The 23,196-nt window shown below is 72.4% G+C and carries 21 protein-coding genes and 2 tRNA genes; 17 read left to right on the forward strand and 6 right to left on the reverse strand.

Annotation, left to right across the window (positions count from 1 at the left end; all coding sequences use genetic code 11):
- Positions 1-190 precede the first annotated feature (190 nt).
- The 4 genes from ABD191_RS15030 (at position 191) to ABD191_RS15045 (ending at position 2,778) form a co-directional block, all read left to right on the forward strand.
- A complete protein-coding gene (locus tag ABD191_RS15030; protein ID WP_344081926.1) occupies positions 191-583 on the forward strand; it encodes a hypothetical protein in 393 nt (130 codons plus the stop codon).
- An 8-nt stretch (positions 584-591) separates the two neighbouring features.
- Positions 592-939 carry a DUF3817 domain-containing protein gene (locus tag ABD191_RS15035; protein ID WP_344082036.1) on the forward strand — a complete coding sequence of 116 codons (348 nt, stop codon included), beginning with the start codon at positions 592-594 and terminating at the stop codon, positions 937-939.
- Between the two features lie 4 nt (positions 940-943).
- Complete coding sequence (locus tag ABD191_RS15040; RefSeq protein ID WP_344081928.1) at positions 944-2,161, forward strand: L,D-transpeptidase; 1,218 nt, start codon at positions 944-946, stop codon at positions 2,159-2,161.
- 80 nt (positions 2,162-2,241) lie between these two features.
- On the forward strand, positions 2,242-2,778 hold the full coding sequence (locus tag ABD191_RS15045; RefSeq protein ID WP_344081930.1) for an Rv1352/Rv1906c domain-containing protein: 537 nt from the start codon (positions 2,242-2,244) through the stop codon (positions 2,776-2,778).
- Positions 2,779-2,820: 42 nt separating this feature from the next.
- On the opposite strand, the gene ABD191_RS15050 is transcribed toward ABD191_RS15045, so the two are convergent.
- Together ABD191_RS15050 and orn are read right to left on the reverse strand one after the other, a co-directional pair.
- Positions 2,821-2,896 (reverse strand) — tRNA-His (locus ABD191_RS15050).
- A gap of 116 nt (positions 2,897-3,012) precedes the next feature.
- Positions 3,013-3,630 carry an oligoribonuclease gene (gene orn / locus ABD191_RS15055; RefSeq protein ID WP_344081932.1) on the reverse strand — a complete coding sequence of 206 codons (618 nt, stop codon included), beginning with the start codon at positions 3,628-3,630 and terminating at the stop codon, positions 3,013-3,015.
- A gap of 107 nt (positions 3,631-3,737) precedes the next feature.
- On the opposite strand from orn, the gene ABD191_RS15060 reads away from it, so the two are divergent.
- Positions 3,738-4,958, forward strand: coding sequence for a glycosyltransferase 87 family protein (locus tag ABD191_RS15060; RefSeq protein ID WP_344081934.1), 1,221 nt, complete (start codon positions 3,738-3,740; stop codon positions 4,956-4,958).
- Between the two features lie 826 nt (positions 4,959-5,784).
- On the opposite strand, the gene ABD191_RS15065 is transcribed toward ABD191_RS15060, so the two are convergent.
- Together ABD191_RS15065 and ABD191_RS15070 are read right to left on the reverse strand one after the other, a co-directional pair.
- A complete protein-coding gene (locus ABD191_RS15065) occupies positions 5,785-7,683 on the reverse strand; it encodes a hypothetical protein (protein WP_344081936.1) in 1,899 nt (632 codons plus the stop codon).
- 80 nt (positions 7,684-7,763) lie between these two features.
- Complete coding sequence (locus ABD191_RS15070) at positions 7,764-9,431, reverse strand: copper resistance CopC/CopD family protein (RefSeq protein WP_344081938.1); 1,668 nt, start codon at positions 9,429-9,431, stop codon at positions 7,764-7,766.
- Positions 9,432-9,548: 117 nt separating this feature from the next.
- On the opposite strand from ABD191_RS15070, the gene ABD191_RS15075 reads away from it, so the two are divergent.
- The 4 genes from ABD191_RS15075 (at position 9,549) to ABD191_RS15090 (ending at position 11,366) form a co-directional block, all read left to right on the forward strand.
- Positions 9,549-10,127: a MauE/DoxX family redox-associated membrane protein gene (locus ABD191_RS15075; protein WP_344081940.1), complete on the forward strand. Its 579-nt coding sequence runs from the start codon at positions 9,549-9,551 to the stop codon at positions 10,125-10,127.
- Positions 10,066-10,779, forward strand: coding sequence for a DsbA family protein (locus tag ABD191_RS15080; RefSeq protein ID WP_344081942.1), 714 nt, complete (start codon positions 10,066-10,068; stop codon positions 10,777-10,779). Before ABD191_RS15075 ends, ABD191_RS15080 begins: the two co-directional genes overlap by 62 nt.
- Before the next feature lie 10 nt (positions 10,780-10,789).
- Entirely contained in the window at positions 10,790-11,266 is a 477-nt protein-coding gene (bcp, locus tag ABD191_RS15085) for a thioredoxin-dependent thiol peroxidase (protein WP_344081944.1), read from the forward strand.
- A 27-nt stretch (positions 11,267-11,293) separates the two neighbouring features.
- Positions 11,294-11,366: transfer RNA gene (locus tag ABD191_RS15090), tRNA-Leu, on the forward strand.
- Between the two features lie 15 nt (positions 11,367-11,381).
- Here the strand turns inward: ABD191_RS15090 and ABD191_RS15095 are convergent.
- Entirely contained in the window at positions 11,382-12,197 is an 816-nt protein-coding gene (locus ABD191_RS15095) for an MOSC domain-containing protein (protein ID WP_344081946.1), read from the reverse strand.
- Between the two features lie 4 nt (positions 12,198-12,201).
- Positions 12,202-13,185 carry an ABC transporter ATP-binding protein gene (locus tag ABD191_RS15100; protein ID WP_344081948.1) on the reverse strand — a complete coding sequence of 328 codons (984 nt, stop codon included), beginning with the start codon at positions 13,183-13,185 and terminating at the stop codon, positions 12,202-12,204.
- A 3-nt stretch (positions 13,186-13,188) separates the two neighbouring features.
- On the opposite strand from ABD191_RS15100, the gene ABD191_RS15105 reads away from it, so the two are divergent.
- From ABD191_RS15105 to hutH, 8 genes are all read left to right on the forward strand, one after another.
- Positions 13,189-13,887, forward strand: a complete 699-nt coding sequence (locus tag ABD191_RS15105) for an ABC transporter permease (RefSeq protein ID WP_344081950.1) — start codon at positions 13,189-13,191, stop codon at positions 13,885-13,887.
- Complete coding sequence (locus tag ABD191_RS15110) at positions 13,884-14,633, forward strand: ABC transporter permease (RefSeq protein WP_344082038.1); 750 nt, start codon at positions 13,884-13,886, stop codon at positions 14,631-14,633. Before ABD191_RS15105 ends, ABD191_RS15110 begins: the two co-directional genes overlap by 4 nt.
- A gap of 150 nt (positions 14,634-14,783) precedes the next feature.
- Entirely contained in the window at positions 14,784-15,785 is a 1,002-nt protein-coding gene (locus ABD191_RS15115; protein ID WP_344081952.1) for a glycine betaine ABC transporter substrate-binding protein, read from the forward strand.
- A gap of 65 nt (positions 15,786-15,850) precedes the next feature.
- Positions 15,851-17,527 (forward strand): urocanate hydratase, encoded by a 1,677-nt coding sequence (hutU, locus tag ABD191_RS15120; RefSeq protein ID WP_344081954.1) that lies wholly within the window; start codon positions 15,851-15,853, stop codon positions 17,525-17,527.
- A 303-nt stretch (positions 17,528-17,830) separates the two neighbouring features.
- Positions 17,831-19,051: an allantoate amidohydrolase gene (locus ABD191_RS15125; protein ID WP_344081956.1), complete on the forward strand. Its 1,221-nt coding sequence runs from the start codon at positions 17,831-17,833 to the stop codon at positions 19,049-19,051.
- A complete protein-coding gene (locus tag ABD191_RS15130; protein WP_344082040.1) occupies positions 19,048-20,373 on the forward strand; it encodes a formimidoylglutamate deiminase in 1,326 nt (441 codons plus the stop codon). Before ABD191_RS15125 ends, ABD191_RS15130 begins: the two co-directional genes overlap by 4 nt.
- Positions 20,370-21,572 carry an imidazolonepropionase gene (hutI, locus tag ABD191_RS15135; RefSeq protein WP_344081958.1) on the forward strand — a complete coding sequence of 401 codons (1,203 nt, stop codon included), beginning with the start codon at positions 20,370-20,372 and terminating at the stop codon, positions 21,570-21,572. The genes ABD191_RS15130 and hutI overlap by 4 nt, the downstream gene beginning before the upstream one ends.
- A complete protein-coding gene (gene hutH, locus ABD191_RS15140) occupies positions 21,569-23,152 on the forward strand; it encodes a histidine ammonia-lyase (RefSeq protein WP_344081960.1) in 1,584 nt (527 codons plus the stop codon). Before hutI ends, hutH begins: the two co-directional genes overlap by 4 nt.
- The last annotated feature ends 44 nt before the right edge of the window (positions 23,153-23,196 follow it).

The following is a 23,196-nucleotide window of genomic DNA, read 5'->3' on the forward strand; positions in this document are numbered from 1 at the left end:
TAGCAGCATACGGTTGTGAACGCCGCGACGCCAGTGCCTAGTTGTGCTAACTGATCTCACCCTTACGACCTGCACGAACGTCCGTTCGTCGGCAGGGCGTCCGTTGAGTAACCAGTAAGGAACGTTTCCTGGACCACCCCGGATCGCCCTGCCAGGAACAACATCCGGCCACGCCGCTACGCTCACCGACGTGCGCGAGCTCTGGACGCCTGCCTGGCTGGTCCGGCACGCGGCCGCGATCGTCCTGGTGGCCGCGTTCCTCGGGCTGGGCTGGTGGCAGATCAGCCGGGCGCTCGGCGGCAACCTGCTCAGCTACGCCTACGCCGTGGAGTGGCCGGTCTTCGCCGGCTTCGTGGTGTACGTCTGGCTGCGCGAGGTCCGCCGGACGCTGCGGGGTGTCGAGCCCTCGCCGGCCGTCGCCGAACCGGCCCCGCCGACGCCGCAGCGGCCCCGCCGGGTCCGCTCGCAGGCCGCGTACGACGACTCCGACGATCCCGAGCTGGCCGCCTACAACGACTACCTGGCCTGGCTCAACGCGAATCCGCACGCATCCGCCGCGGACTACCCCGGGAGGTACCGATGAACCCGCGCCTGGACGCGGCCCTGCTCCGTTTCCGCGTCGCCGCGTACGTCGTCGGCGTGCTGCTGCTCGTGCTGGTGTTCGTCGCCATGCCGCTGAAGTACCTCGCGGACGAAGCGATCGGAGTCGCCCTGGTCGGGCCGCTGCACGGCTTCCTCTACATGGGGTACCTGGCGGTCGCGTTCGACCTGGCCGTACGCGCCCGCTGGCCCATCGGGCGCACGATCCTGGTGCTGCTCGCCGGGACAATCCCGATCATGTCGTTCGTGGCGGAGCGCAAGGTGACGCAGTGGACGCGGCAGGCCATGGCCGGGTCGAACGAAACCGCTGCGGATCAAAAGGTGCATAGCGCACGATGAGCGCATGGCGCGAGGAAGCCGGCTCGCCGGTGCAGTCCTGACGATCGCCGCCGCCAGCCTGGCGGCGTGCGACGCGGCGCCGCGCCCGGCCCCGCCGGCAGCCCCGGCCGCCGCCGTCCGGCCCACCCCGCCCGCCCCGCTGCGGCTCGCCGTGAGCCCGCGCGACGGCGCCGCCCGCGTGCCCGCCTCCACGGAGATCGGCATCGAGATCACGGGCGGCCGCCTCGCCGCCGTACGGGTGATCCGCGCGGGCACCCGCACGCCCGTGCGCGGCAGCCTGCGAGCGGACGGCCGCGCCTGGGTACCCGCCCGTCCGCTCGCGTTCGGCAGCGCGTACACGGCGGTCGTGAGCGCCACCAGCGCGGACGGCGAGCGGACCGAGACCCGCACCACCCGCTTCCGGACGATGGGCCGCCCCGCCAAGCTCACCGGCACGGGCCTGTACATGTTCGACGGACAGCAGTACGGCGTGGCCATGCCGGTCGTCGTCGAGTTCGACCCGGCCGTGCCGGCGGCGGCGCGCGCCGGCGTGCAGCGACGCCTGTTCGTGCACAGCGACCCGCCGCAGCCGGGCGCGTGGCACTGGGTGGACGGCCGGCAGGCCTACTACCGCCCGCCCGCGTACTGGCTGCCCGGCACGCGGCTGACCGTCCGCACCGCGCTCGGCGGCCACCCCACGGGCCGCGACCGCTACGGCGACACGGACCGCTCGGCGAGCGTACGCATCGGGCGCTCCGTGCTGATCGACGTGGACAACGCCACCAAGCGGATGCGGGTCTACCGGGGCGGGCGCCTGCTCCGCTCGATGCCGGTGAGCCTCGGCAAGCCCAGCACCCCGTCGTCCAGCGGCCACCACGTGATCATGAGCAAGGAGTACCGCACCGTGTTCGACACGCGGCGCGAAGGTCCGGGCGGCTACCGGGTCGACATCACGTACGCCCAGCGGCTCACCTGGGGCGGCGAGTTCATCCACGCGGCGCCCTGGTCGGTGGGTGACCAGGGACGGCGCAACGTCTCGCACGGGTGCGTGAACCTGTCCTGGCACAACGCCGAATGGTTGTTCGGGCTCACCCGCGTCGGCGACCCGGTCGTCATCCGGGGCACCGAGGTCCACGTCGCGCCCGGCAACGGCTGGACGGCCTGGGACCAGCCCTGGGAGCAGTACGTCCGGGGCGGCGCGCTGCCCGTACCCGCCCATCTGGCGAATCGTCGGGGCCGGTGAGGCGCACTGTTAGTGCGACCATCGTCGAAGTCAGCCGGACGTACGGTGACGATGGCCCCGACGTGGAGCAGACTGGTGACGTGTCAGCGCAACCCACAGTCAGCCCCACGGACCAGCCGACCCCTGACGAGCCTGAGCAGGCCGACGTCTTCGAGGAGGCACCCGCCGACCAGCGCGATGTGATCTCGCGCAAGAGCACGGCGGCCCTCGTCGTGAGCGGCCTGCTGGTCGCGTTGCTCTGCGGCGCGGGAGCGATCTTCCTCGACCGGACGCTCAACCAGGCACCCACGTCAGCGACCGGCGACGCCCCGGCCAGCGACGGATCCGCGGCCGACGCGACCCTGTCCGAGGAGCGCACCGCCGGCGACGGCCACCTCATCGGCGACGGCCTGTGGGTGGTCGGCGACGACATCGACTACGGCACGTTCGCGGCGACGGTCCCGGCCGACTCGCCGGGCTGCACCTGGGAGCGGGCCGACTCCGACGACGGGAGCTCCGCGTCGGTGATCGACAGCGGCATCGCCAGGCCGGGCGAGAACCTCGTCGTCACGATCAAGAAGACCGACCGGGTGTTCCGCACGAACGGGTGCGGCACCTGGCGGGCCATCGCGAGCTGAACACGAGTTCGGCCCCGGTCAGCTGACCGGGGCCGATCTCGGTGGGGTGACTGAGGGGGCTCGAACCCCCGACACCTGGGACCACAACCCAGTGCTCTACCAGCTGAGCTACAGCCACCAACGCGCTCCGCCGGCAGGCGTGCTGCCGGACGGTGCCCGACAATGATAGCCACTCGCCCCGGGGGTGCCACCACCGGGTTTCCCGCGCGTCCCGCGGGCCCCCCGAACGGGACCTCAGGCGATCGGATGATCGGCGATGACCTGGGCGGCGATGCCCTTCGCCGAGTCGATGTCCGGGCCGGGCGGGGACACGAAGACCGTGCGGCGGTAGTACTCCAGCTCCCGGATGCTCTCCCGGATGTCGGCCAGGGCCCGGTGGGCCAGGCCCTTCTGCGGCTGCCCGAAGTACGTCCGGGGGAACCAGCGCCTGGCCAACTCCTTGATCGAGGAAACGTCGATCATGCGGTAGTGCAGGTGGCTGTCGAGGCGGGGCATGTCCCGGGCCAGGAAGCCCCGGTCGGTGGCGATCGAGTTGCCGCACAGCGGGGCGGTGCGCGGCTCCTTCACGTACGCCGTCACGTACTCCATGATCATGTCTTCGGCCTCGCGGAGGGTGACCGTCGACGCCCGGACCTCGTCCGTGAGGCCCGACTTGTCGTGCATCTCACGAACGACCTCGATCATGCCGCCGAGGGCCGCCTCGTCCGCGTGGATGACGACATCGACACCGTCGCCGAGGACCTTCAGGTCAGCGTCCGTGACCAGCGCCGCGACCTCGATCAACATGTCCCTGCCCAGGTCGAGCCCCGTCATCTCGCAGTCGACCCACACAAGGAGATCATTCATCGGCACAGCCTAGCGGCCAACCGCGACCGGGCCACCCCTGGTACACCGGACCGATAAGGTGTGGCCGGTCTCCGCAATTCCGTGGGCCCTGACGAGACGAGGGATCGTTGCCGATGCCGACCGCACCCCGAGCCGTCACGGCTTGGCGCATCGCGGCGATAGCGGCCCTCGCCGGTCTGGCAGCCGCCGGCCACGCCTGGTACGGCCTCCGCAACAAATTCTTCGACCTGCACATCTACGCCGCCGCGATGCGCTGGTGGGACGACGGGCACCCGCTCTACGACTTCGCGGTCCCCGACGCCACCCAGGGCCAGCTCGGCTACACGTACCCGCCGTTCGCCGCGATCGTCATGCGCCCGCTCGCCTGGATCACCCTCGGCGCGGCCGACGTGCTCTCCCTCATCGCCGCCGCCGCCGCGCTGCTCCTCGTCGCGTACTGCCTCACCGCGCGGCTCGCCGATCGCCTCGGCCAGCCCCGCTGGTTCCTCACCGGCCTGGCCGTGCCACTGCTCACCGGCATCGAGCCCATCCGGGTGACCGTCGACTTCGGACAGGTCAACCTGCTGCTCATGGCGCTCGTACTCGGCGACCTGCTCATCCTCGGCCCGCGTCGCAGCAGGTTCGCGGGGGTCGGCGTCGGCTTGGCGGCCGCCATCAAGCTCGTCCCAGCCATCTTCATCGTGTACGCCCTGGCAACGCGCCGCTGGCGCGTCGCCGCCGTGGCGGCGGGCACGACGGTGGGCGCCACGCTCCTCGCCGGTGCCCTCGCACCAACGGAATCGTGGCGCTTCTGGTCGCAGACGCTGCGCAACCTCACCGGCATCGGGCAGCTCGAATACTTCAGCAACCAGTCCCTGCTGGGCGCCCTCGCCCGGGCCGGCGTCCCGGAAACGGCGCTGTGGCTGGCCCTCGCCCTCCCGATGTGCGCGTTCGGGCTGTGGCGTGCCCGCCGGGCGGCCCAGGCCGGCGACGAGATCACCGCCATCGCCCTCGTCGGCCTCACCGGCGGCCTCGTCAGCCCGGTAACGTGGCACCACCACCTCGTCTGGCTGGCGCCCGCGGTCGCGAGCCTCGCGACAGCGGCACTGCTCACCCGCCGGCGACTGCTGCTCGCGGGCACGCTCGCCTGCTACGCCTGCCTGGTGTTCAGCCCGCTGGCGTACTACCAGGACCACCTCCTGCATCCCGGCGGCATCGTCCGTCCGCTGCTGGTCAACTGGTACGTCTGGTTGGCGCTACTCCTGGTCGTCGTGCTGCCGGTGACCCGACCGGCGGCCCGGGAGGACCGGGCGCCGCACACGGAACCCACCAAAGACGCGCTTGTCGCGGGATGACCGGCCAGGGGTCCGGCCGCCGCTCCCGTGACCCGCGACGCCGGCAAGGGCGCTCGCCCGCCCCCTTTTCGCCATAGTCGCGACATTGGCGAGCGTCACCGCCCGCCCACCCACCGAAACCATCACTTTGGCGAGCGCCACCGCCCGCCCCTTCACCAAAGTCGCGACTATGGCGAGTGCCACCGCCCGCCCACCCACCAAAGTCGCGACTATGGCGAGTGCCACCGCCCGCCCACCCACCAAAACCATCACTTTGGCGAGCGCCACCGCCCGCCCCTTCACCAAAGTCGCGACTATGGCGAGCGCCACCGCCCGCTCCCCCGCCATAGTCGCGACATTGGCGAGCGTCAGCGTCCCCTCGCCCGCCAAAAGCATCACTTTGGCGAGCGCGATGCGCTCCCCACTCGCCAGTGTCACGACTTTGGCGACGAGAGGGCGCCCGCCAGCCGATCGAGTCGCGACTCTGGCGACGCGGGCCACTCACCTCCCGTCGAATTGCACCCTTTAGCCCAGACGAAACCCGTTGCGGGCGTCCAGAGAGCCAGACGGCAGCTGCCTGCGACCCGCCGCCCACATGCGGGGAGTGGACCATCGGCCGGAGACAGCGTTATGTGGCCATAGCGCTGGAATGCGGGCTTTGATTCCAGCACTATGAGGCCATAGCGCTGGAATCGCCTGCCCGGGCAGCGTCTCAGTCCAATCCGAGCGCCAACCGAACGGGCAACAGGCGCCCCGCCGATGGCCATCCTGGCGTCGTTGTCGACTCGCCCGCGGTCGCCGGCAGTGCCTGGCCTGGCAAGGCTTCCCGGTCCCGGGAGCGCGCCGATCAGCGGCCGGAGACTGGCTGGTCCCCAGCGTCTCCGTCCGAGGAAGCGGCCTGGGCGCTCGGTGGATCGGACGGCGCGGCAGCGGAGGACCCAACGGTCGGCGACGGGGCGCTCACCGACACGTCGGCCGGCGAAGCGGTTGACGACGAGGCTTCCGACAGCGCGGCTGTCGGCGCGCCCACGGGTGACGGCGCCGCGCCCGGCGGCGCGCCCACGGGTGACGGCGCCGCGCCCGGCGGCGCGCCTACCGGTGACGGCGCCGCGCCCGGCGGCGTGGGAGGCGCCGGGAACGCCTCGATTGCGACCGGGTCGGACGCCCGGGTGTCCTGATCGCGCTCAGCGCCGCCAACACCGCGGGGCCGCCAGCGGATGTCGAGCGTGAGTGGGGGCAGGGGCGTGATCGACGGTACGTGGACCGCGCGGAGGCCCGGCAACGCCCGCGCGTGCGCCGCGATCGCGGCTGCCCGTTCACGTGGACTCGAGTCGAGCCGGGCTCCGGCGCCGCCGGCAAGCGACGCGGCCGCGCCCGCCAACGACCCCGACGACCCCGACGATCCCGACGATCCCGATGACCCCGACGATCCCGATGACCCCGACGATCCCGACGACCCGGATGACCCCGACGTGTTCGCGGGCGAGCCACTCACCTCACCGGGCGAACCGCCCAGCGGCGCTCGCGCGGTGGGTCGCGCATCCTGGTCGTCCAAGGGCGTTGCCGGCTCTTCTCCGTCGGCGTCCGTCCGGGCGTCGAAGCCGGGGAAGCTGGGCCACCGGATGGGGTCCGCCGGCCCTGACAGGCTCCACTCGCCCGGCCGGAGCATCCGCGTCACGTCGGTCGACTCCGTCGCGTCCGATGCGTCCGCGGAGTCGTCCGCGCCATCCCAGCCGGCCGACGACGGCAGCTCGACGGCGCGAGCGCCCGCCGGCAGAGCGGCGAACGCAGGGTCCGCCGACGCCGCAGAGGCGGCCGACGCCGACCGCCCCGACGCCGGAGATGCCGCCGGGAGAGCCGCCGAGACCGGGAGGGACCCGGACATCGGGGGTTTCGCCGGCGCGGGGATTGCCGCTCGCGCCGGTTCGCCCGTGAGGCGCGGAGGGCGTACGGAGTCGTGGCGGTGGCGGGCCGCGGGTACGGTCGGCAGCTGTCCGGTCGCCTGGCGCAGGACGGTGACCAGTTCGGCGACGTCCGTGGTGGGTACGACGACGACGGTGGCGGGGCGGCGGCGCCGGGTGAGGATGAGGACGCCGAGGACGAGCAGCAGCGGCCCGACGACGAGCAGGCCCCAGGTGAGCGGGTTGAGCCAGCGGGGGAAGACCGTGACCCGCACGGTGACGTGCAGCCCGGGCGCGCCGTCGGCGCGCATGAACACGACCGTGGGCGCGGGGGCGGACGAACCGCCCATGGTCAGGTCGAGTGCGTCGGCGTGCCAGAACGTCTGGGTACGCGGGTTGGCGGGCGTACGGGCACCGGCGACCGTGTCGACGCGGACCGGCAGCGGCCCGCGGGCCATGCGCACCTCGGTGAGGACGCCGCGCCGGACCCCGGCGAGGTATTCGAGATTGGCGGGCAGCCCGATCAGCAGCGGCCCGTCGGGCGAGGTCGCCGTGACGCGGACCCGCGAGGTGCCCATGCCGGCGATCCGGCCCTGGGCGGCGAACAGGGTGGACGGGTCGGGCACGACGATGGCGTACCCGTCGGTGTCGAGCGGCGCCAGCGTGGCGCCGAACCCGCCGTCGGCGCCCCGGTGCTGCATGACGTTCCAGCCGACGAGGCCGCCGATGGTCAGCGGGACGGCGACGAGCAGCACGGCGATGCCCGCCGCGGTTCGTAGCCGTCCGGCGGCCAGTTGCAGCCGGCTGGCCCTGGCCAGGGTCGCGAGCGCGCGCAGCGGCGCCATAGTGCCCCCACATACCGGTGAATAGGGTGTTTTCGCACCATATGCGAATCCACCACCGGTAGCGACGAAACGCGCCCAGGTCAGGAGGTGATATTCACCGTCGCCTTCACCGTGGCCTGATCGATCTCGGTGGTCCGCAGCGTGAAGGTGAACTCCCAGTCGCCGGCCGCGGGCAAAGTGACCTGCCCGATCGCGTGGGACTCGCTGAGCCGCAGCAACGTGATCTCGATGGCGTCGATGCCCTGGCTGGGCAGGCTCGCCGTGGCCTTCCACTCCTCGATCGTGATCGGCCCGCCGGTCGGCGAGAACGCGTACAGGTGCACCTCGTTGATGCCGATGGCGGCCGGCGCGACGTCGCTCTGGAGGGTGAACAGCTTGCTGTTCATGGTCATCGAGCGCAGCTGCGGCCCCTCGACCTGATTGGCGGCGGTGCGGGCCGGCGTGGTCTGCACGAGCACGGCGGTCGTGCCGAGCACCAGCGCGATGATGGCGACCTCGGCCAGCACGATCATGCGCAGCTTGTTCGCCGCGCCGGGCTCCTCGGTCGCGATGGGCGCGACCAGCCGGCGCGAGCCGGAGGCCACCGCGAGGATCACCAGGACGAGACCGGCCTTCGCCATGACCAGCCAGCCGTACCGGGTGTCGATGAGCGCGTTGAACGAGCCGACCTCGATGAGCGCCTGCGCGATGCCGGTCAGGATCAGCGCGCCGACCGCGTAGGTGGCCCACCGCGACCACACCGGCACGATCGCGCTCAACTCCACGGCGTTGGCCCGGGGCAGCACGAACAGGAACAGCATCACCAGGCCGCCGACCCAGATGCTCATCGAGCCCAGGTGCACCATGTCCGCGACCACGGAGATCATCGGCGCGGGCGACGCGCCCGGATGCCCGGAGACCGACCAGGTGGCCAGGCCGACGACGCCGAGCACGCAGAGCAGGATGCGGTCCGAGCCCCAGCTTCTGCCACGCACCACCGGCCGCAACAGGAGCAACGACACCCCGAGTACGCCCAACCGCACGAGGTGCGCCGTCCCGAACCGGCTGCCGAGCACTTCCTTCCAGCCGTCCACGCCACCGCTGAGCAGCCCGCCGCCGACCACGTACGGCACCTCGAGGGCGACCTCGAGCACCGTCGCGACACCGATCAGGGCGGCGCCCACGTACGCCAGGCGCACGAGCGGACCGGACGCGAGCCGCTGCGGCCAGAGGGTGGTGAGCACGAGAACGGCGCCGACGAGCAGCAGCAGGCCCGCGTACCCGATATACCGGACGATCGGGAACAGCGTGGTCACGACCGGACTGGTGGCGGCCTCCTCGGCCTCGGCCGGCGGGCCGCCCGGCGACGGCGCGCCGATCGAGAAGGTGAACGCCCCGACGACCGGGTGCCCGTCGGCCGAGATGACCCGGTATGTCACCAGATAGGTGCCGTTCGGGGTGTTCGGCCCGAGATTGAGGTAGACGTTCGTACCCTCGACGCGGGGCTCCCCGGCGTCAGCCCGCCCGTCCGGTCCGGTCACCCGCAGCTTGCCCGCGATCGGGCTCACCGGCTCGCTGAACGTCAGCAGGACCGCGGCGGGCGGCTGGCTCACGACGGAGTTCGCGGCCGGGGACGTGCTCAGCAGCGTGGCGTGCGCGCTCGCCGGGGCGGCCGGCCCGAGCAGCACAACGACGAGCGCCAGCAGGGCTCCCGCCAGCAGGGTCGCCGCGCGCCGCCGACGCGGGACGCGGTGGACAGTCTCGGTCACGACCGTTTACTCCTCCCACCGGGTGACGAACCATCATGGCCCATCGCGGTGCGGCGTGGATCCACGGGCCGGCCAGGGTAAATTGGCTGGGAACCCCGGACCCGTTCGCAACGACAAATGGACGTGACATCGGTGACGACGCATGTCGGCGCATGGGCGAGGGTACGACCATGGATCGGGCTCATCGCCCGGGTCGTCCTCGCTGGGGTGTTTCTCTTCGCGGGCGGCACGAAGGTCGGCGACCTCGCCGCCTCCGGCCGCGCGGTGCACGCGTACGAGCTCATGCCTTACGGCCTGGCCACGGCGGTGGGTGCCGCGCTCCCCTTCATCGAGATCGCGATCGGCCTGCTGCTTCTCCTCGGCCTCGCCACCCGGCTGGCCGGCGTGCTGAGCGCGGTGCTGCTGAGCGTCTTCATCGCGGGCATCGCCTCGGTGTGGGCGCGCGGCCTGTCGATCGACTGTGGCTGCTTCGGCTCCGGCGGCGAACTGGCGCCGGGGCAGAGCCCGCAGTACGGCTCGGAGATCGCCCGCGACGTGGTCCTGCTCGCCCTCGCCGTCTTCCTCGTCGCGTACCCCCGGACACCTCTATCCGTTGACGCATATGTACTGGGCGACGTGGTGCTGGAGGATGACCATGAGCAGCAGGGTGAAGAGCAAGCAAGCCAACCAGGTGGTACGCGCGCAACTGGCGCGTGAGGAGCGCAAGCGCCGGCTGCGGATGATCACCCTCATCGCCGGCGCATTGATCGTCATCGCCGGCTTCATCGGGTGGGGCATCGCGTCCGCGCAGCGGTCCACGAAGGCGCAGACGCCCACCGGGGCCAGCTCCGACGGGGTCGGCCTGATCGTGGGCGGCAACGGCGGCAAGGCCAAGGTCGAGCTGTACGTGGACTTCATGTGCCCGCACTGCAAGACGTTCGAGGAGTCGGCCGCGGGCACGCTCGACGAGATGATGAGCAGCGGCAGGGCCGAGGTCATCATGCACCCGGTCGCCTACCTCGACGACGCGTCGACCACGGACTTCTCGACCCGCGCATCCGCGGCGGCCGCCTGCGCCTCGGACGGCGGCAAGCTCAACGAGTTCAGCAAGGCGCTGTTCGCCCAACAGCCCGCCGAGGGCGGTCCCGGGCTCAGCGACGCCGAGCTCATCACGATCGGCCGGGGCGTCGGCCTCGGCGACGACTTCGCGCAGTGCGTGTCCGACAAGAAGTACGTCACCTGGGTGTCGAAGGTCACGAACGCGGCCTCCGAGCGCGGCGTGCGGGGCACCCCGACCGTCTACGTCGACGGCAAGGCGGTCGAGGCCACTGTGCAGGCCCTCACGGCGGCCGTCAACGCGGCGCAGTAGGGTCGGCGCCATGACCGAACCCGTACGGCTGGCGGCCGGCGACCCGGCGCCCGACTTCGACCTGCCCACCGACGACGGCGGCCGGTTGGCCCTCAAGGACCTGCGCGGCGAGAAGGTCATCCTGTACGCGTACCCGGCCGCCATGACGCCCGGCTGCACCAAGCAGGCGTGCGACTTCCGCGACTCGCTGGCGTCCCTACAGAAGGCCGACTACCGGGTGGTCGGCATCTCGCCGGACAGCCCGGCGAAGCTGGCGAAGTTCCGCGAGCGCGACGCGCTGACGTTCCCGCTGGTATCGGACGCGGACAAGAGCGTGCTCACCGCGTACGGCGCGTTCGGCGAGAAGCAGAACTACGGCCGCACCGTGCAGGGCGTGATCCGCTCGACGTTCGTCATCGACGCCGACGGCACGATCGAGCGGGCGTTCTACAACGTCAAGGCGACCGGCCACGTGGCGAAGCTCCGCCGTGACCTGAACCTGGACTGACGGCCTAAGCTTCTGGGGGAAGGTCCCGGGGCCGTAGCCCAATGGCAGAGGCACACGGTTTAGGTCCGTGCCAGTGTGAGTTCGACTCTCACCGGCCCCACGCCGGTGGGCCCGGTCACCCCACGGTGACCGGGTCCCCGACGGCGATCTCCCCGGGGCTTTCCGGGATCAGGTTCACCCCGAACAGCAGCTTCTGCCCGACCGTCCGGTAGCGGGCCAGCGTGCGCAGCGGCTCCCGCCCGCGCTCCCCGGTCTCCTGGTCGGTCGTCGTCACCACGCACCGCCCGCACGCCTCGGGCACCCGGTAGGTCACGCCGCCGATGCGCAGCACGCGGCCCACCCAGTCGTCCTCCGCCCACGCGGGCGCCCCCGACACGACCACGTTGGGCCGGAACCGCTCCATCGGCAGCGGCCACTCCGGCTCCTGCGCCTCGGCCAGCCAGTCGTTGAGCGCCACCAGCGACGCGGCGTTGGCGAGCAGCAGCGGGTACCCGTCCGCGAAGCTGACCACGTCGCCCGGCCACGCGTACGGCGGCTTGATCACCCGACGGGTCGGATCGTCGAGCCAGACCAGGCGAACCTTGCGGTCGAGCGCGTCCGACAGCCAGTCGTCGGCCGCCTCGCCGGCGCGCGCGGCCGCGCCCGTGAACCCCCACACGGTGACTGTCTGCGCCGGCCCGTCCGCCGGCTCGGCGACCACCAGGTCCGGTCGCTCCGGTGCGGCGACGGTGAGCGCGCCGTCCGCGCCGAGGCTGGGCCGCAACGACGTGAGTGCCGCCACCTCGCGCTGCGTCACCGCGTCGCCCGTCGCCGCGTCGACGATCAGCCACCGCCGATCCCCGTCAAGACCCCACGGATGTACGCGCGCCCGTTGCCGCGCCACCCGGTAACAACCCTTGATCGGGTACGTCGTCAGAGCGGTGACCTGCATGTTCCTACTCTTTCACGGTCGCGGCGTCGCGCAGCACGGCATAAACGTCCGCCGGCGTGAGGATGCCCCGGCGCTGCCCGTCCGCGACGACCGCGACCCAGCCCGTACCGCCCTCCAGCAGGGCGGCGAGGGCGTCGCGCAGCGTGGCACCCGCGTTGACGGCCGGCCCTTGGTCGCCGTCGGCCGGGAGGGGGCGGAGGCCCTCGGCCGGGATCGGGGTGACCGCGAGGCGCTTGATGCCCCGGTCGGCGCCCACGAAGTCGGCCACGAAGTCGTTGGCGGGTGCCGCGAGGACACGCGCGGGCACGTCGTACTGCTCAAGCTTGCCGGCCTCGGAGAGGACCGCGATGCGGTCGCCGAGCCGGACGGCCTCGTCCACGTCGTGGGTGACGAACACGATCGTCTTGCGGACGCTCGCCTGCAACCGAAGGAACTCCTCCTGCAGCCGGCCGCGCACGATCGGGTCCACGGCCGAGAACGGCTCGTCCATCAGCAGCACCACGGGGTCGGCGGCCAGGGCCCGGGCGACGCCGACGCGCTGGCGCTGCCCGCCCGACAGCTCGTGCGGGTACCGGCCGCCGTGGCGGGCCGGGTCGAGGCCCACGAGGTCGAGCAGCTCGTCGACACGGGACCTGATCCGGTCACGGGGCCACCCGAGGAGCTTGGGAACGGTGGCGACGTTCGCCCGGATCGTCTGGTGCGGGAACAGCCCGACGTGCTGGATGACATACCCCACGCGGCGGCGCAGGGCGACCGGGTCGGCGCGGGTGACGTCCTCGCCGTCGACGACGATGCGACCGGCCGTCGGCTCAATCAGCCGATTGATCATCCGCAGGATGGTGGACTTGCCGCACCCGGACGGCCCGATCAGCACGACCAGCTCACCGGCGGGTACGTCGAGCGTGAGTTCACGCACGGCCACGGTGCCGTCGTCGTACTGCTTGCGTACCGACTCCAGCCGGATCGACGCCGCAACGGTAGCGTTCACCCCATGGCCTTCCTCGTGGTCCGGGCGGTTCCCGCGGACGATCCGCGCAACCCGTGGTTCTCGTGGGAGTACATCAGACAGAACTCCGACTCCATCCAGGCCGCGTTGACGCAGCACGTGCAGCTGACCGTCCTCGCGATCGCGATCGCCGCGGCCATCGCGATCCCGTTGGCGATCGTGGCGAGCCGGGTGCGCTGGCTCGCGGGCCCGATCCTGTCACTGTCGGGCGTGCTCTACACCATTCCCTCCCTGGCGTTGTTCGCTCTCCTCGGCCCGTTGCTGGGCCTCACCGTACGCACGGCGCTGGTCGGCCTCGTCATGTACGCCCTGCTGGCGATCGTCCGCAACGCGCTCACGGGCCTGCGCCAGGTGCCCGCCGAGGTCCGCGACGCCGCCCGGGGCATGGGGTACGGCCCGGCCCAGCTGCTGTGGCGCATCGACCTGCCACTGGCCCTGCCCGGCATCCTCACGGGCCTGCGCATCGCCACGGTCTCCACGGTGGCACTGGTCACGGTCACCTCGATCGTCAGCTACGGCGGCTTCGGCATGGAGATCCTGACGGGCTTCAATCACGACTTCTACCGGCCGCAGATCATGTTCGCCACACTGGCCTGCGTCACCCTGGCGCTCACCTTCGACCTGCTGCTGGTCCTGTTGGGCAAGGTCCTCATGCCGTGGTCGCGACGGAGGCGGGCGACATGAACATCGGCCGGATCCTCAGCGATGCCATGACATGGCTCAACGACCCGCTGAACTGGACGAATCCGGACGGCATCCTCGCCCGGGCGGCGGAGCACCTGTTCATCTCGGTGTGCGCGCTCGCGCTCGCGTTCGTGATCGCCGTACCGATCGGGGTCGTCCTCGGCCACACCGGCAAGGGCGGCGGCTTTATCGTGGCGCTGGCCAACCTCACCCTCGCCATCCCCACGATGGCGCTGCTCACCTTGTTCGTGGTGGCGGGTTTCGGCGCCGGGTACCCGCCGATCATTCTGGCGTTGACGGTGTTCGGCATTCCGCCGTTGCTGTCCAACGCGTACCTGGGCATGCGCGAGGTCGACCCGGACGTGCGCGACGCGGCGCGCGGCATGGGCCTGTCGGGCGCGCAGGTGGTGGGGCGGGTCGAGTTGCCGCTCGCCGTGCCGTACATCCTCAGTGGTTTCCGCACGGCGGCCGTGCAGATCGTCGCGACCGCGACGCTCGCGGCGTTCGTCAACGGCGGCGGCCTCGGCATGATCATCAGTCGCGGTTTCGGGCTCGGCCTCGACTCCGGCGGCGGCCAGGTGGTCGCGGGCGGATTGATCGTCATTGTGCTGTGCCTCACGCTTGAGGGCGTACTGGCGCTCGCGCAGCGCGCGCTCACCCCGCGCGCCCTGCGCCAGGGGGTACGGCGTATGCCCAGCTCAGCGGCCGATCGGGTCGACGCGAGCGCGGCCGCGGCGAAACCTTAATCAGACGGTTATCCCCACCAGGCCGATTGGAGTTGCCAAGATCAGCCCAGCGAGCTTGGCTGGATCGCGCGGGCGGGATACACCCGTTCCGTCGGACACGCGGCCGGGCCGTCGGCTCCGAGCCGGGACACGAAAGGCGGGTCACCGCATATGTCATCGCGGCTTTCCCTGTTGACCGCGGCCGGCTTGCTGGTCGTGGCGGGCACGCTCACGGCGTGCGGCGACGCGGGCTCCTCCGGCACGACCGCGCCGCCCACGGCGACGGCGGCGGGCGCCGGCTGCGCCCCGGAGAAGAGCGACGTCCTGGTCGTCCTCGCGGACGACAAGAAGCTGCAGAACTCCGACAACATCGTCGCGGTCGCCAACAAGTCCAAGTCGACCCCGGCCCTGCTCGCCGCGGTGGACAAGGTCGGTGCCGCGCTGGACACGACGAAGCTCGTGGCGTTGAACAAGGCGGTCGACGTCGACCGCAAGACCCCGGCCGTGGCGGCGAAGGAGTTCGCCGAGGCCAACTCCCTCACGACCGGCCTGTCGGGCGGCAGCGGCGACGTGGTGGTCGGCGCGGCCAACTTCCCCGAGAGCGAGACCCTGGCCGAGCTGTACAAGCTGGCGCTCAACGCGGCCGGCTTCAAGGCCACCGTGAAGAAGAGCACCAACCGTGAGGTGTACGAGCCGGCGATCGAGCGTGGCGAGATCACGGTCTTCCCGGAGTACGCCGCGACGCTCACCGAGTTCCTCAACCAGAAGGCGAACGGCAAGGACGCCAAGCCGGTCGCGAGCGGCGACATCAACGCCACGATCGAGGCGCTGAAGCCGCTCGCCGACAAGTACCAGCTGGTGGTGGGCACCCCCTCGGCGGCCACGGACCAGAACGCGTTCGCCACGACCAAGCCGCTCGCCGACAAGTACGGCCTGAAGACGCTGTCGGACTTCGCGGCCAAGTGCAACGGCGGGGCGTCGGTCCTGGCCGGCCCGCCGGAGTGCCCGCAGCGGCCGTTCTGCCAGCCGGGCCTGCTGGAGACCTACGGCATCAGCTTCGGCAACTTCTTCCAGGCCGACGCGGGTGGCCCGCTCGCCAAGGGCGCCCTGAAGAACGGCAACGCCTCGCTGGCGCTGGTCTTCTCGTCGGACAGCTCGCTCACCCCCGCGTGAGCTGACTGATCACGGTTCGGGCCCGGTCTCCCACGACCGGGCCCGAACCGTTTTAGGCTGCTGGCATGGGTGCAATGGTGCGCGCCGCCCGGGGTCGGACCCTGAGCGCGAAGGGCTGGCCGCAGGAGGCCGCCCTGCGGATGCTCATGAACAACCTGGACCCGGACGTGGCGGAGCGCCCCGATGACCTGGTCGTTTACGGCGGGACGGGCAAGGCGGCCCGCGACTGGCGCTCGTACGAGGCGCTGGTGCGCACGCTGACGACGCTCGGCGACGACGAGACCATGCTGGTGCAGTCGGGCCGACCGGTCGGCGTGTTCCGCACCCACGAGTGGGCGCCCCGGGTACTGATCGCCAACTCGAACCTGGTCGGCGACTGGGCGACGTGGCCGGAGTTCCGCCGCCTGGAGTCCCTGGGCCTGACGATGTACGGGCAGATGACGGCCGGCTCGTGGATCTACATCGGCACGCAGGGCATCCTGCAGGGTACGTACGAAACGTTCGCGGCCGTGGCCGCGAAGCTGGGCCGCGCGTCGTTGGCCGGCACGCTGACCCTGACGGCGGGCTGCGGCGGTATGGGCGGCGCCCAGCCGCTCGCGGTGACGATGAATGGCGGCGCGTGCCTGATCGTCGACGTGGACCCGACGCGGCTGGACCGCCGGGTCCGCACCCGCTACCTGGACCTCGTCGCCGGCTCCCTCGACGAGGCGGTCGACCTGGCCCTTGCCGCGAAGCGGGAGCGGCGCGCGCTGTCGGTGGGCGTGGTCGGCAACGCGGCCGAGGTCCTGCCCGAGCTGCTGCGCCGGGGCGTGCCGGTCGACATCGTCACCGACCAGACCAGCGCCCACGACCCGCTCAGCTACGTCCCGACCGGCGTCGCCCCGGCGGATGTCGCCGACTACGCGGCGGCCAAGCCGGCCGAGTTCACGGACCGTGCCCGCGAGTCGATGGCCCGCCATGTGGCGGCGATGGTCGGCTTCCTCGACGCCGGGGCGGAGGTGTTCGACTACGGCAACTCGATCCGGGGTGAGGCGGAACTGGGTGGCTTCGAGCGCGCGTTCGCGTTCCCGGGCTTCGTCCCGGCGTACATCCGGCCGCTGTTCTGCGAGGGCAAGGGCCCCTTTCGCTGGGCAGCCCTGTCGGGCGACCCGGCCGACATCGCCGCGACCGACCGCGCCGTGCTGGAACTGTTCCCGGAGAACGAGTCGCTCGCCCGGTGGATCCGGATGGCCGGCGAGCGGGTGGCGTTCCAGGGGTTGCCGGCGAGAATCTGCTGGCTGGGCTACGGCGAGCGGGACCGGGCGGGACTGCGCTTCAACGAGATGGTGGCCTCCGGCGAGCTGTCGGCCCCCATCGTGATCGGGCGTGACCACCTGGACTGCGGCAGTGTCGCCTCCCCGTACCGGGAGACGGAGGCCATGCGCGACGGCTCCGACGCCATCGCCGACTGGCCGCTGCTGAACGCCCTCGTCAACACGGCCAGCGGCGCCTCGTGGGTGTCGATCCACCACGGCGGCGGCGTGGGCATCGGCCGCTCGATCCACGCGGGACAGGTCACGGTGGCCGACGGCACGCCGCTGGCAGCCCAGAAGATCGCCCGCGTCCTCACGAACGACCCCGGCATGGGGGTGATCCGCCACGTCGACGCCGGCTACGAGGAGGCCGACCAGATCGCCCAGGCTCGCGGCGTCCGCGTCCCCATGCGCGAGTCCGATGCCTCCGCCGCGTCACGCCAGCCATGACGGTCACGATCCGTAACTTCGAGGCGGGGGAACCGATGTCACGTTCCGTATGCGCTCTGCCCATGCGCCCCCTCCGCCGCCGACCGAGGACCCCCACCTCCCCGCACGCTTTGCTCTGCTTACTTTCGGTAAGCACTGTGGTTGTCCAGCAGATATCACGTAACGCATCGATATCGTCGCGATGTGTTGTCTTCCGCTTCAACTACTCTCCGCAGCCGATGCGTATTGGTAAGCAGAGCAAAGGGCGGTGGGTGGGTGTGGGGGGTGGGCGAGAGAGAACTACGCGCTGTAGTGGTGGTGGCCATGTCGGTTGAGGTGGTGGAGCGGTTTCGGGCGCTGTGGCGGTCGCTGGAGAAGATCGGGCGGGACGAGGCGACCGGAGGTTACCGGCGGCACGGGTGGGACGCCCACGAGCTGGCCTGCCGGGAATGGTTCGCCGAGGAGGCCGCCGACCGGGAGCTGACCGTCCGCGAGGACGGCAACGGCAACGTGTTCGCCTGGTGGGGCGAGCCGCGCACCGGCGACGCCGTGCTGACCGGGAGCCACTTCGACTCCGTGCCGGACGGCGGCGGCTATGACGGGCCACTCGGGATCGTGTCCGCGTTGCTCGCGGTCGACCTGCTGCGCGAGCGCGGGGCCACGCCGCGCCGGCCCATCGTCATCGGGGCCTTCGCCGAGGAGGAGGGATCCCGGTTCGGGCTCGCATGCCTCGGGTCGCGGCTGCTCACCGGGGTTACGGCGGCCGACACCGCGCTGGCGCTCACCGACCGGGACGGGGTGACGCTCACGCAGGCCATCATGGCGGCCGGCGGCGACCCCGCGACCGTCGGCCCCGACCCGGAGCTGCTGAGCAGGTTCGGGTGCTTCGTGGAGCTGCACATCGAGCAGGGGCGGGCGCTCGCCGACCTCAACGCACCCGTCGGCCTCGCGAGCGCCATCTGGCCGCACGGGCGCTGGCGTTTCGAGTTCGTCGGCGACGCCAACCACGCCGGCACCACCCGGATGGCAGACCGGCACGACCCCATGCTCACGTTCGCGTTCACGGTGCTCGCCGCGAACAAGGAGGCGCGGCTGTCCGGCGCGCACGCCACCATGGGCCGCGTTGCCGTGCGCCCCAACGCCACGAACGCGGTGCCGGGCCGGGTCACCGCGTGGCTCGACGCCCGCGCCGCCACACAGTCCACACTGGATGGACTGATCATGTCCGTGACGGCCAAGGCGACCGAGCGGGCTGCCCGCGACGGCACGACCGTCACCGTGACGGCCGAGTCGGTCACGCCCGTCGTCGACTTCGACGCCGCACTACGCGACCGGCTACGTGGCGCGCTCAACGGCATTCCGGTGCTGCCGACCGGCGCGGGCCACGACGCCGGGGTGTTGTCCGCGGTCATGCCGACCGCGATGCTGTTCGTCCGCAACCCGAGCGGGGTATCGCACGCCCCCGCCGAGCACGCCACCGACGAGGACTGCGCCGCCGGGGTCGAGGCGCTCGCCACCGCGCTGGAGGAGCTGGCGTGCCGGTGACCCGCTACCTCGCCGAGCACGCCTGGCTGGGAGGCCCGGTGGGGCTGGCGCACGACGTCCTCATCGAGGTGACCGACGGCCGCATCGCGGCGGTCTCCCCCGCGACGAGACACGGGGAGGCCACCGCGCTCGCCGGGCTCACCCTGCCCGGCCTCGCCAACGCCCACTCCCACGCGTTCCACCGCGCGCTGCGCGGGCGTACCCACGCCGGGCGGGGCACGTTCTGGACCTGGCGCGAGCGGATGTACGCCGTCGCGGCCGCCCTCGACCCGGACAGTTACCTGTCCCTGGCCCGGGCCACGTACGCCGAGATGGCGCTGGCCGGCATCACCTGCGTGGGCGAGTTCCACTACGTGCATCACGACCCGCAGGGCCGCCCGTACGCCGACCCGAACGCGATGGGCCACGCGCTCATCGAGGCCGCCGCGCAGGCCGGCGTCCGGCTGACCCTGCTCGACACGGTCTACCTGGCGTCCACGGTGGACGGAGCCAAACCTGAGGGGGTGCAACGCCGGTTCTCCGACGGCGATGTGGACCGCTGGGCCGCGCGGGTCGCCGAGCTGAGGCCCGGACCGCACGCCCGGGTCGGCGCCGCCGCCCACTCCGTGCGGGCCGTCCCCCGCCCGCAGCTGGCCGCGCTGGCGCGAACGAACCAGGCCACCGTGCACGTACACCTTTCCGAGCAGCGGGCCGAGAACGAGGCGTGCCTGGCTGCCCACGGGTGCACGCCCACGGAGCTGCTCGACCGGGCCGGGCTGGTCGGCCCGTGGCTGACGGCCGTCCACGCCACCCACCTGACCGACCTCGACCGCACCCTGCTCGGCGACGCCGGGGCCGGCGTGTGCTTCTGCCCCACCACCGAACGCGACCTGGCCGACGGCATCGGACCGGCCCGCGCCCTCGTCGACGCCGGCTGCCCGCTGAGCGTCGGCTCGGACTCCCACGCCGTCATCGACCTGCTCGAGGAGGCGCGGGCCGTGGAACTCAACGCACGGCTGCGCGACGAGCGGCGCGGCCACTTCAGCGCCGACGAACTGCTCGCCGCCGCGACGGCCGCCGGCCACCACGCGCTCGGCTGGCCCGACGCCGGGACGATCTCGCCCGGCGCCCGCGCCGACCTGGTGACCGTGCGGCTCGACACGGTCCGTACGGCCGGCTACGACCGCAACGCCCCGCACGCCGCCGCCCTCTACGCGGCCACGGCCGCCGACGTCACCCACGTCGTCGTCGACGGCCGGGTCGTCGTCCGCGACGGCCGCCACCAGCTCGTCGACGACGTGCCCCGCGCGCTCGCCGCCGCGATCGCCACGGTGACGTCGTGAGGGCACACGACGCGGCGGCGTCCGGACCGGGCACCAGCCTGCTGGTCACCAACATCGGCGAGCTGGTCACGAACGACCCACGGCTCGGCGACCACAGCCCGCTCGGCGTACTCACCGACGCGGCCCTCGTGGCGGTCGACGGCAGGGTGGCCTGGGTGGGCCGGGCGGCGGAAGCGCCAGCCGCGGATCAACGGATCGACGCCGCCGGCCGGGCCGCGATCCCGGGGTTCGTGGACAGCCACACGCATCTGGTCTTCGCCGGCGACCGGGCGGCCGAGTTCGCCGCCCGCATGGCCGGCGAACCGTACACCGGCGGGGGCATCCGCACGACGGTCGCCGCGACCCGGGCGGCGAGCGACGACGTGCTGCGCGCGTCCGTGGGGCGCCTGCGCCGCGAGGCGCTGCGGCAGGGCACCACCACGATCGAGATCAAGAGCGGGTACGGGCTGAACGTCGCCGACGAGCAGCGCTGTCTGCGGCTGGCCGCCGAGGCGACGGCGGAGACGACGTTCCTGGGCGCCCACGTCGTCCCGGCCGAGTACGCGGACCGACCGGACGACTATGTGGCGCTCGTCGGCGGGCCCATGATGGCGGCCGTCGCGGCGTACGCGAAGTGGGTTGACGTGTTCTGTGAACGTGGCGCGTTCGACGTGGAGCAGTCCCGCGCGGTGTTGACGGCCGGCGTACGGGCCGGGCTGCTGCCGCGGGTGCACGCCAACCAGCTGACCGCCGGTGGCGGGGTGCGGCTGGCGGTGGAGGTGGGCGCGGCGAGCGCGGACCATTGCACGCACCTGTCCGGCGCCGACATCGACGCGCTCGCCGGTTCGTCCACGGTGGCCACGCTGCTGCCCGGGGCGGAGTTCAGCACGCGGTCGCCGTATCCCCCCGCGCGGCGGCTGCTGGACGCGGGTGCCACGGTGGCGCTGGCCAGCGACTGCAACCCCGGCTCGTCGTTCACGTCGTCGATGCCGTTCTGTGTGGCGCTGGCCGTGCGGGAGATGCGGATGACGCCCGCCGAGGCGCTGTGGGCGGCCACGGCGGGCGGGGCGCGGGCGCTGCGCCGCGACGACGTGGGCCACTTGGGCGTGGGGGCCCGCGCCGACGTCGCGCTGCTGGACGCGCCCTCCTACCTGCACCTGGCCTACCGGCCGGGCGTACCGCTGATCGAGTCCGTTGTGCACGATGGAGTGCTCTCATGACCGCTGCCCTGTCCGCCCCCGTTCATGTCTCGTCCACCGGCGTCACGGCCGCCGATGTGCTCGCCGTCGCCCGTCAGGACGCACCCGTGGCGCTGTCGTCCGACGCGGTCGCCGCGATGGCCGCGTCCCGGTCGCTCATCGACGCGATCGAACGCGACGGCCGGCCCGTGTACGGCGTGTCGACCGGGTTCGGGGCGCTGGCCGGTACGCCGATCAGCCCCGCGCGGCGCGAGGAGCTGCAGCACGCGCTGATCCGGTCGCACGCGGCCGGGGTCGGGGTACCCATGCCGCGCGAGGTGGTCCGGGCGATGATCCTGCTGCGGGTGCGGTCCCTGGCGCTGGGCCGCTCCGGGGTGCGCCCGAAGGTGGCGCAGGCCCTGGTGGACCTGCTCAACCACGACATCACCCCGTGGGTGCCCGAACACGGGTCGCTGGGCGCCTCGGGCGACCTGGCGCCGCTGGCGCACTGCGCGCTCGTCCTGCTCGGCGAGGGCTGGGTGCTCGGCAAGGACGCCGTACCGGTCGGCCCGGTCGGGGTGGCCGGGTCGCGGGTCCCGGGCGGGGAGGCGCTCGCCGCCGCCGGGCTGGCGCCGCTCACCCTGGCCGCCAAGGAGGGCCTGGCGCTCATCAACGGTACGGACGGGATGTTGGCGATGCTGCTGCTCGCCATCGCGGACCTGGACCACCTGCTGGCCATGGCGGACGTGACGGCGGCCCTGTCGACGGAGGCGATGCTCGGCTCGGACCGGCCGTTCCAGCCGGAGTTGCACGCGATCCGGCCGCACCCCGGTCAGGCGGTGTCGGCGGCGAACATCCACCGGCTGCTGCAACGGTCGGCCATCATGGACTCCCACCGCGAGGATCTGGCGCACGCGGTGCAGGACGCGTACTCGATCCGGTGCGCGCCGCAGGTGGCCGGCGCGGCCCGCGACACCCTGGACCACGCGCGGCTGGTCGCGTCGCGGGAGCTGGCGTCCGTGGTGGACAACCCGGTGGTACTGCCGGATGGGCGCGTGCTGTCGACCGGCAACTTCCACGGCGCGCCGCTGGGGTTCGCGGCCGACTTCCTGGCGATCGCGGCGGCCGAGGTGGGCGCGATCTCGGAGCGGCGCACGGACCGGCTGCTGGACGTGACCCGCTCGCGGGACCTGCCGGCGTTCCTGACCCCGGACCCGGGGGTGAACTCCGGCCTGATGATCGCCCAGTACACGGCGGCGGGGATCGTCGCCGAGAACCGTCGGCTTGCCTCGCCGGCGTCCGTCGACTCGGTGCCCACGTCCGGCATGCAGGAGGATCACGTCTCGATGGGCTGGGCCGCCGCCCGCAAGCTGCGCGTGGTGCTGGACAACCTGACGAGCCTGCTCGCGGTGGAGCTGCTCGCCGCCGTGCGGGGCCTGCAGCTGCGCGCCCCGCTGGCCCCGTCGCCGGCCGGCCGGCAGGCGGTGTCGGCCGTCGCGCAGTTCGCCGGGTCCCCCGGGCCGGACGTCTTCCTCGCCCCCGTCCTGGAGTCCGCCCGCGACCTCATCGCCGGCCGCGTCCTGCGCGACCGGCTCGAGGCCGAGGTGGGCCCGCTGGCCTAGCGGGTACGCCGGGCGAACAGCAGCCCGGACAGCTCGGCCTGGAC

The organism is Luedemannella helvata, from assembly GCF_039528415.1.
GTDB classification, from domain to species: domain Bacteria; phylum Actinomycetota; class Actinomycetes; order Mycobacteriales; family Micromonosporaceae; genus Luedemannella; species Luedemannella helvata.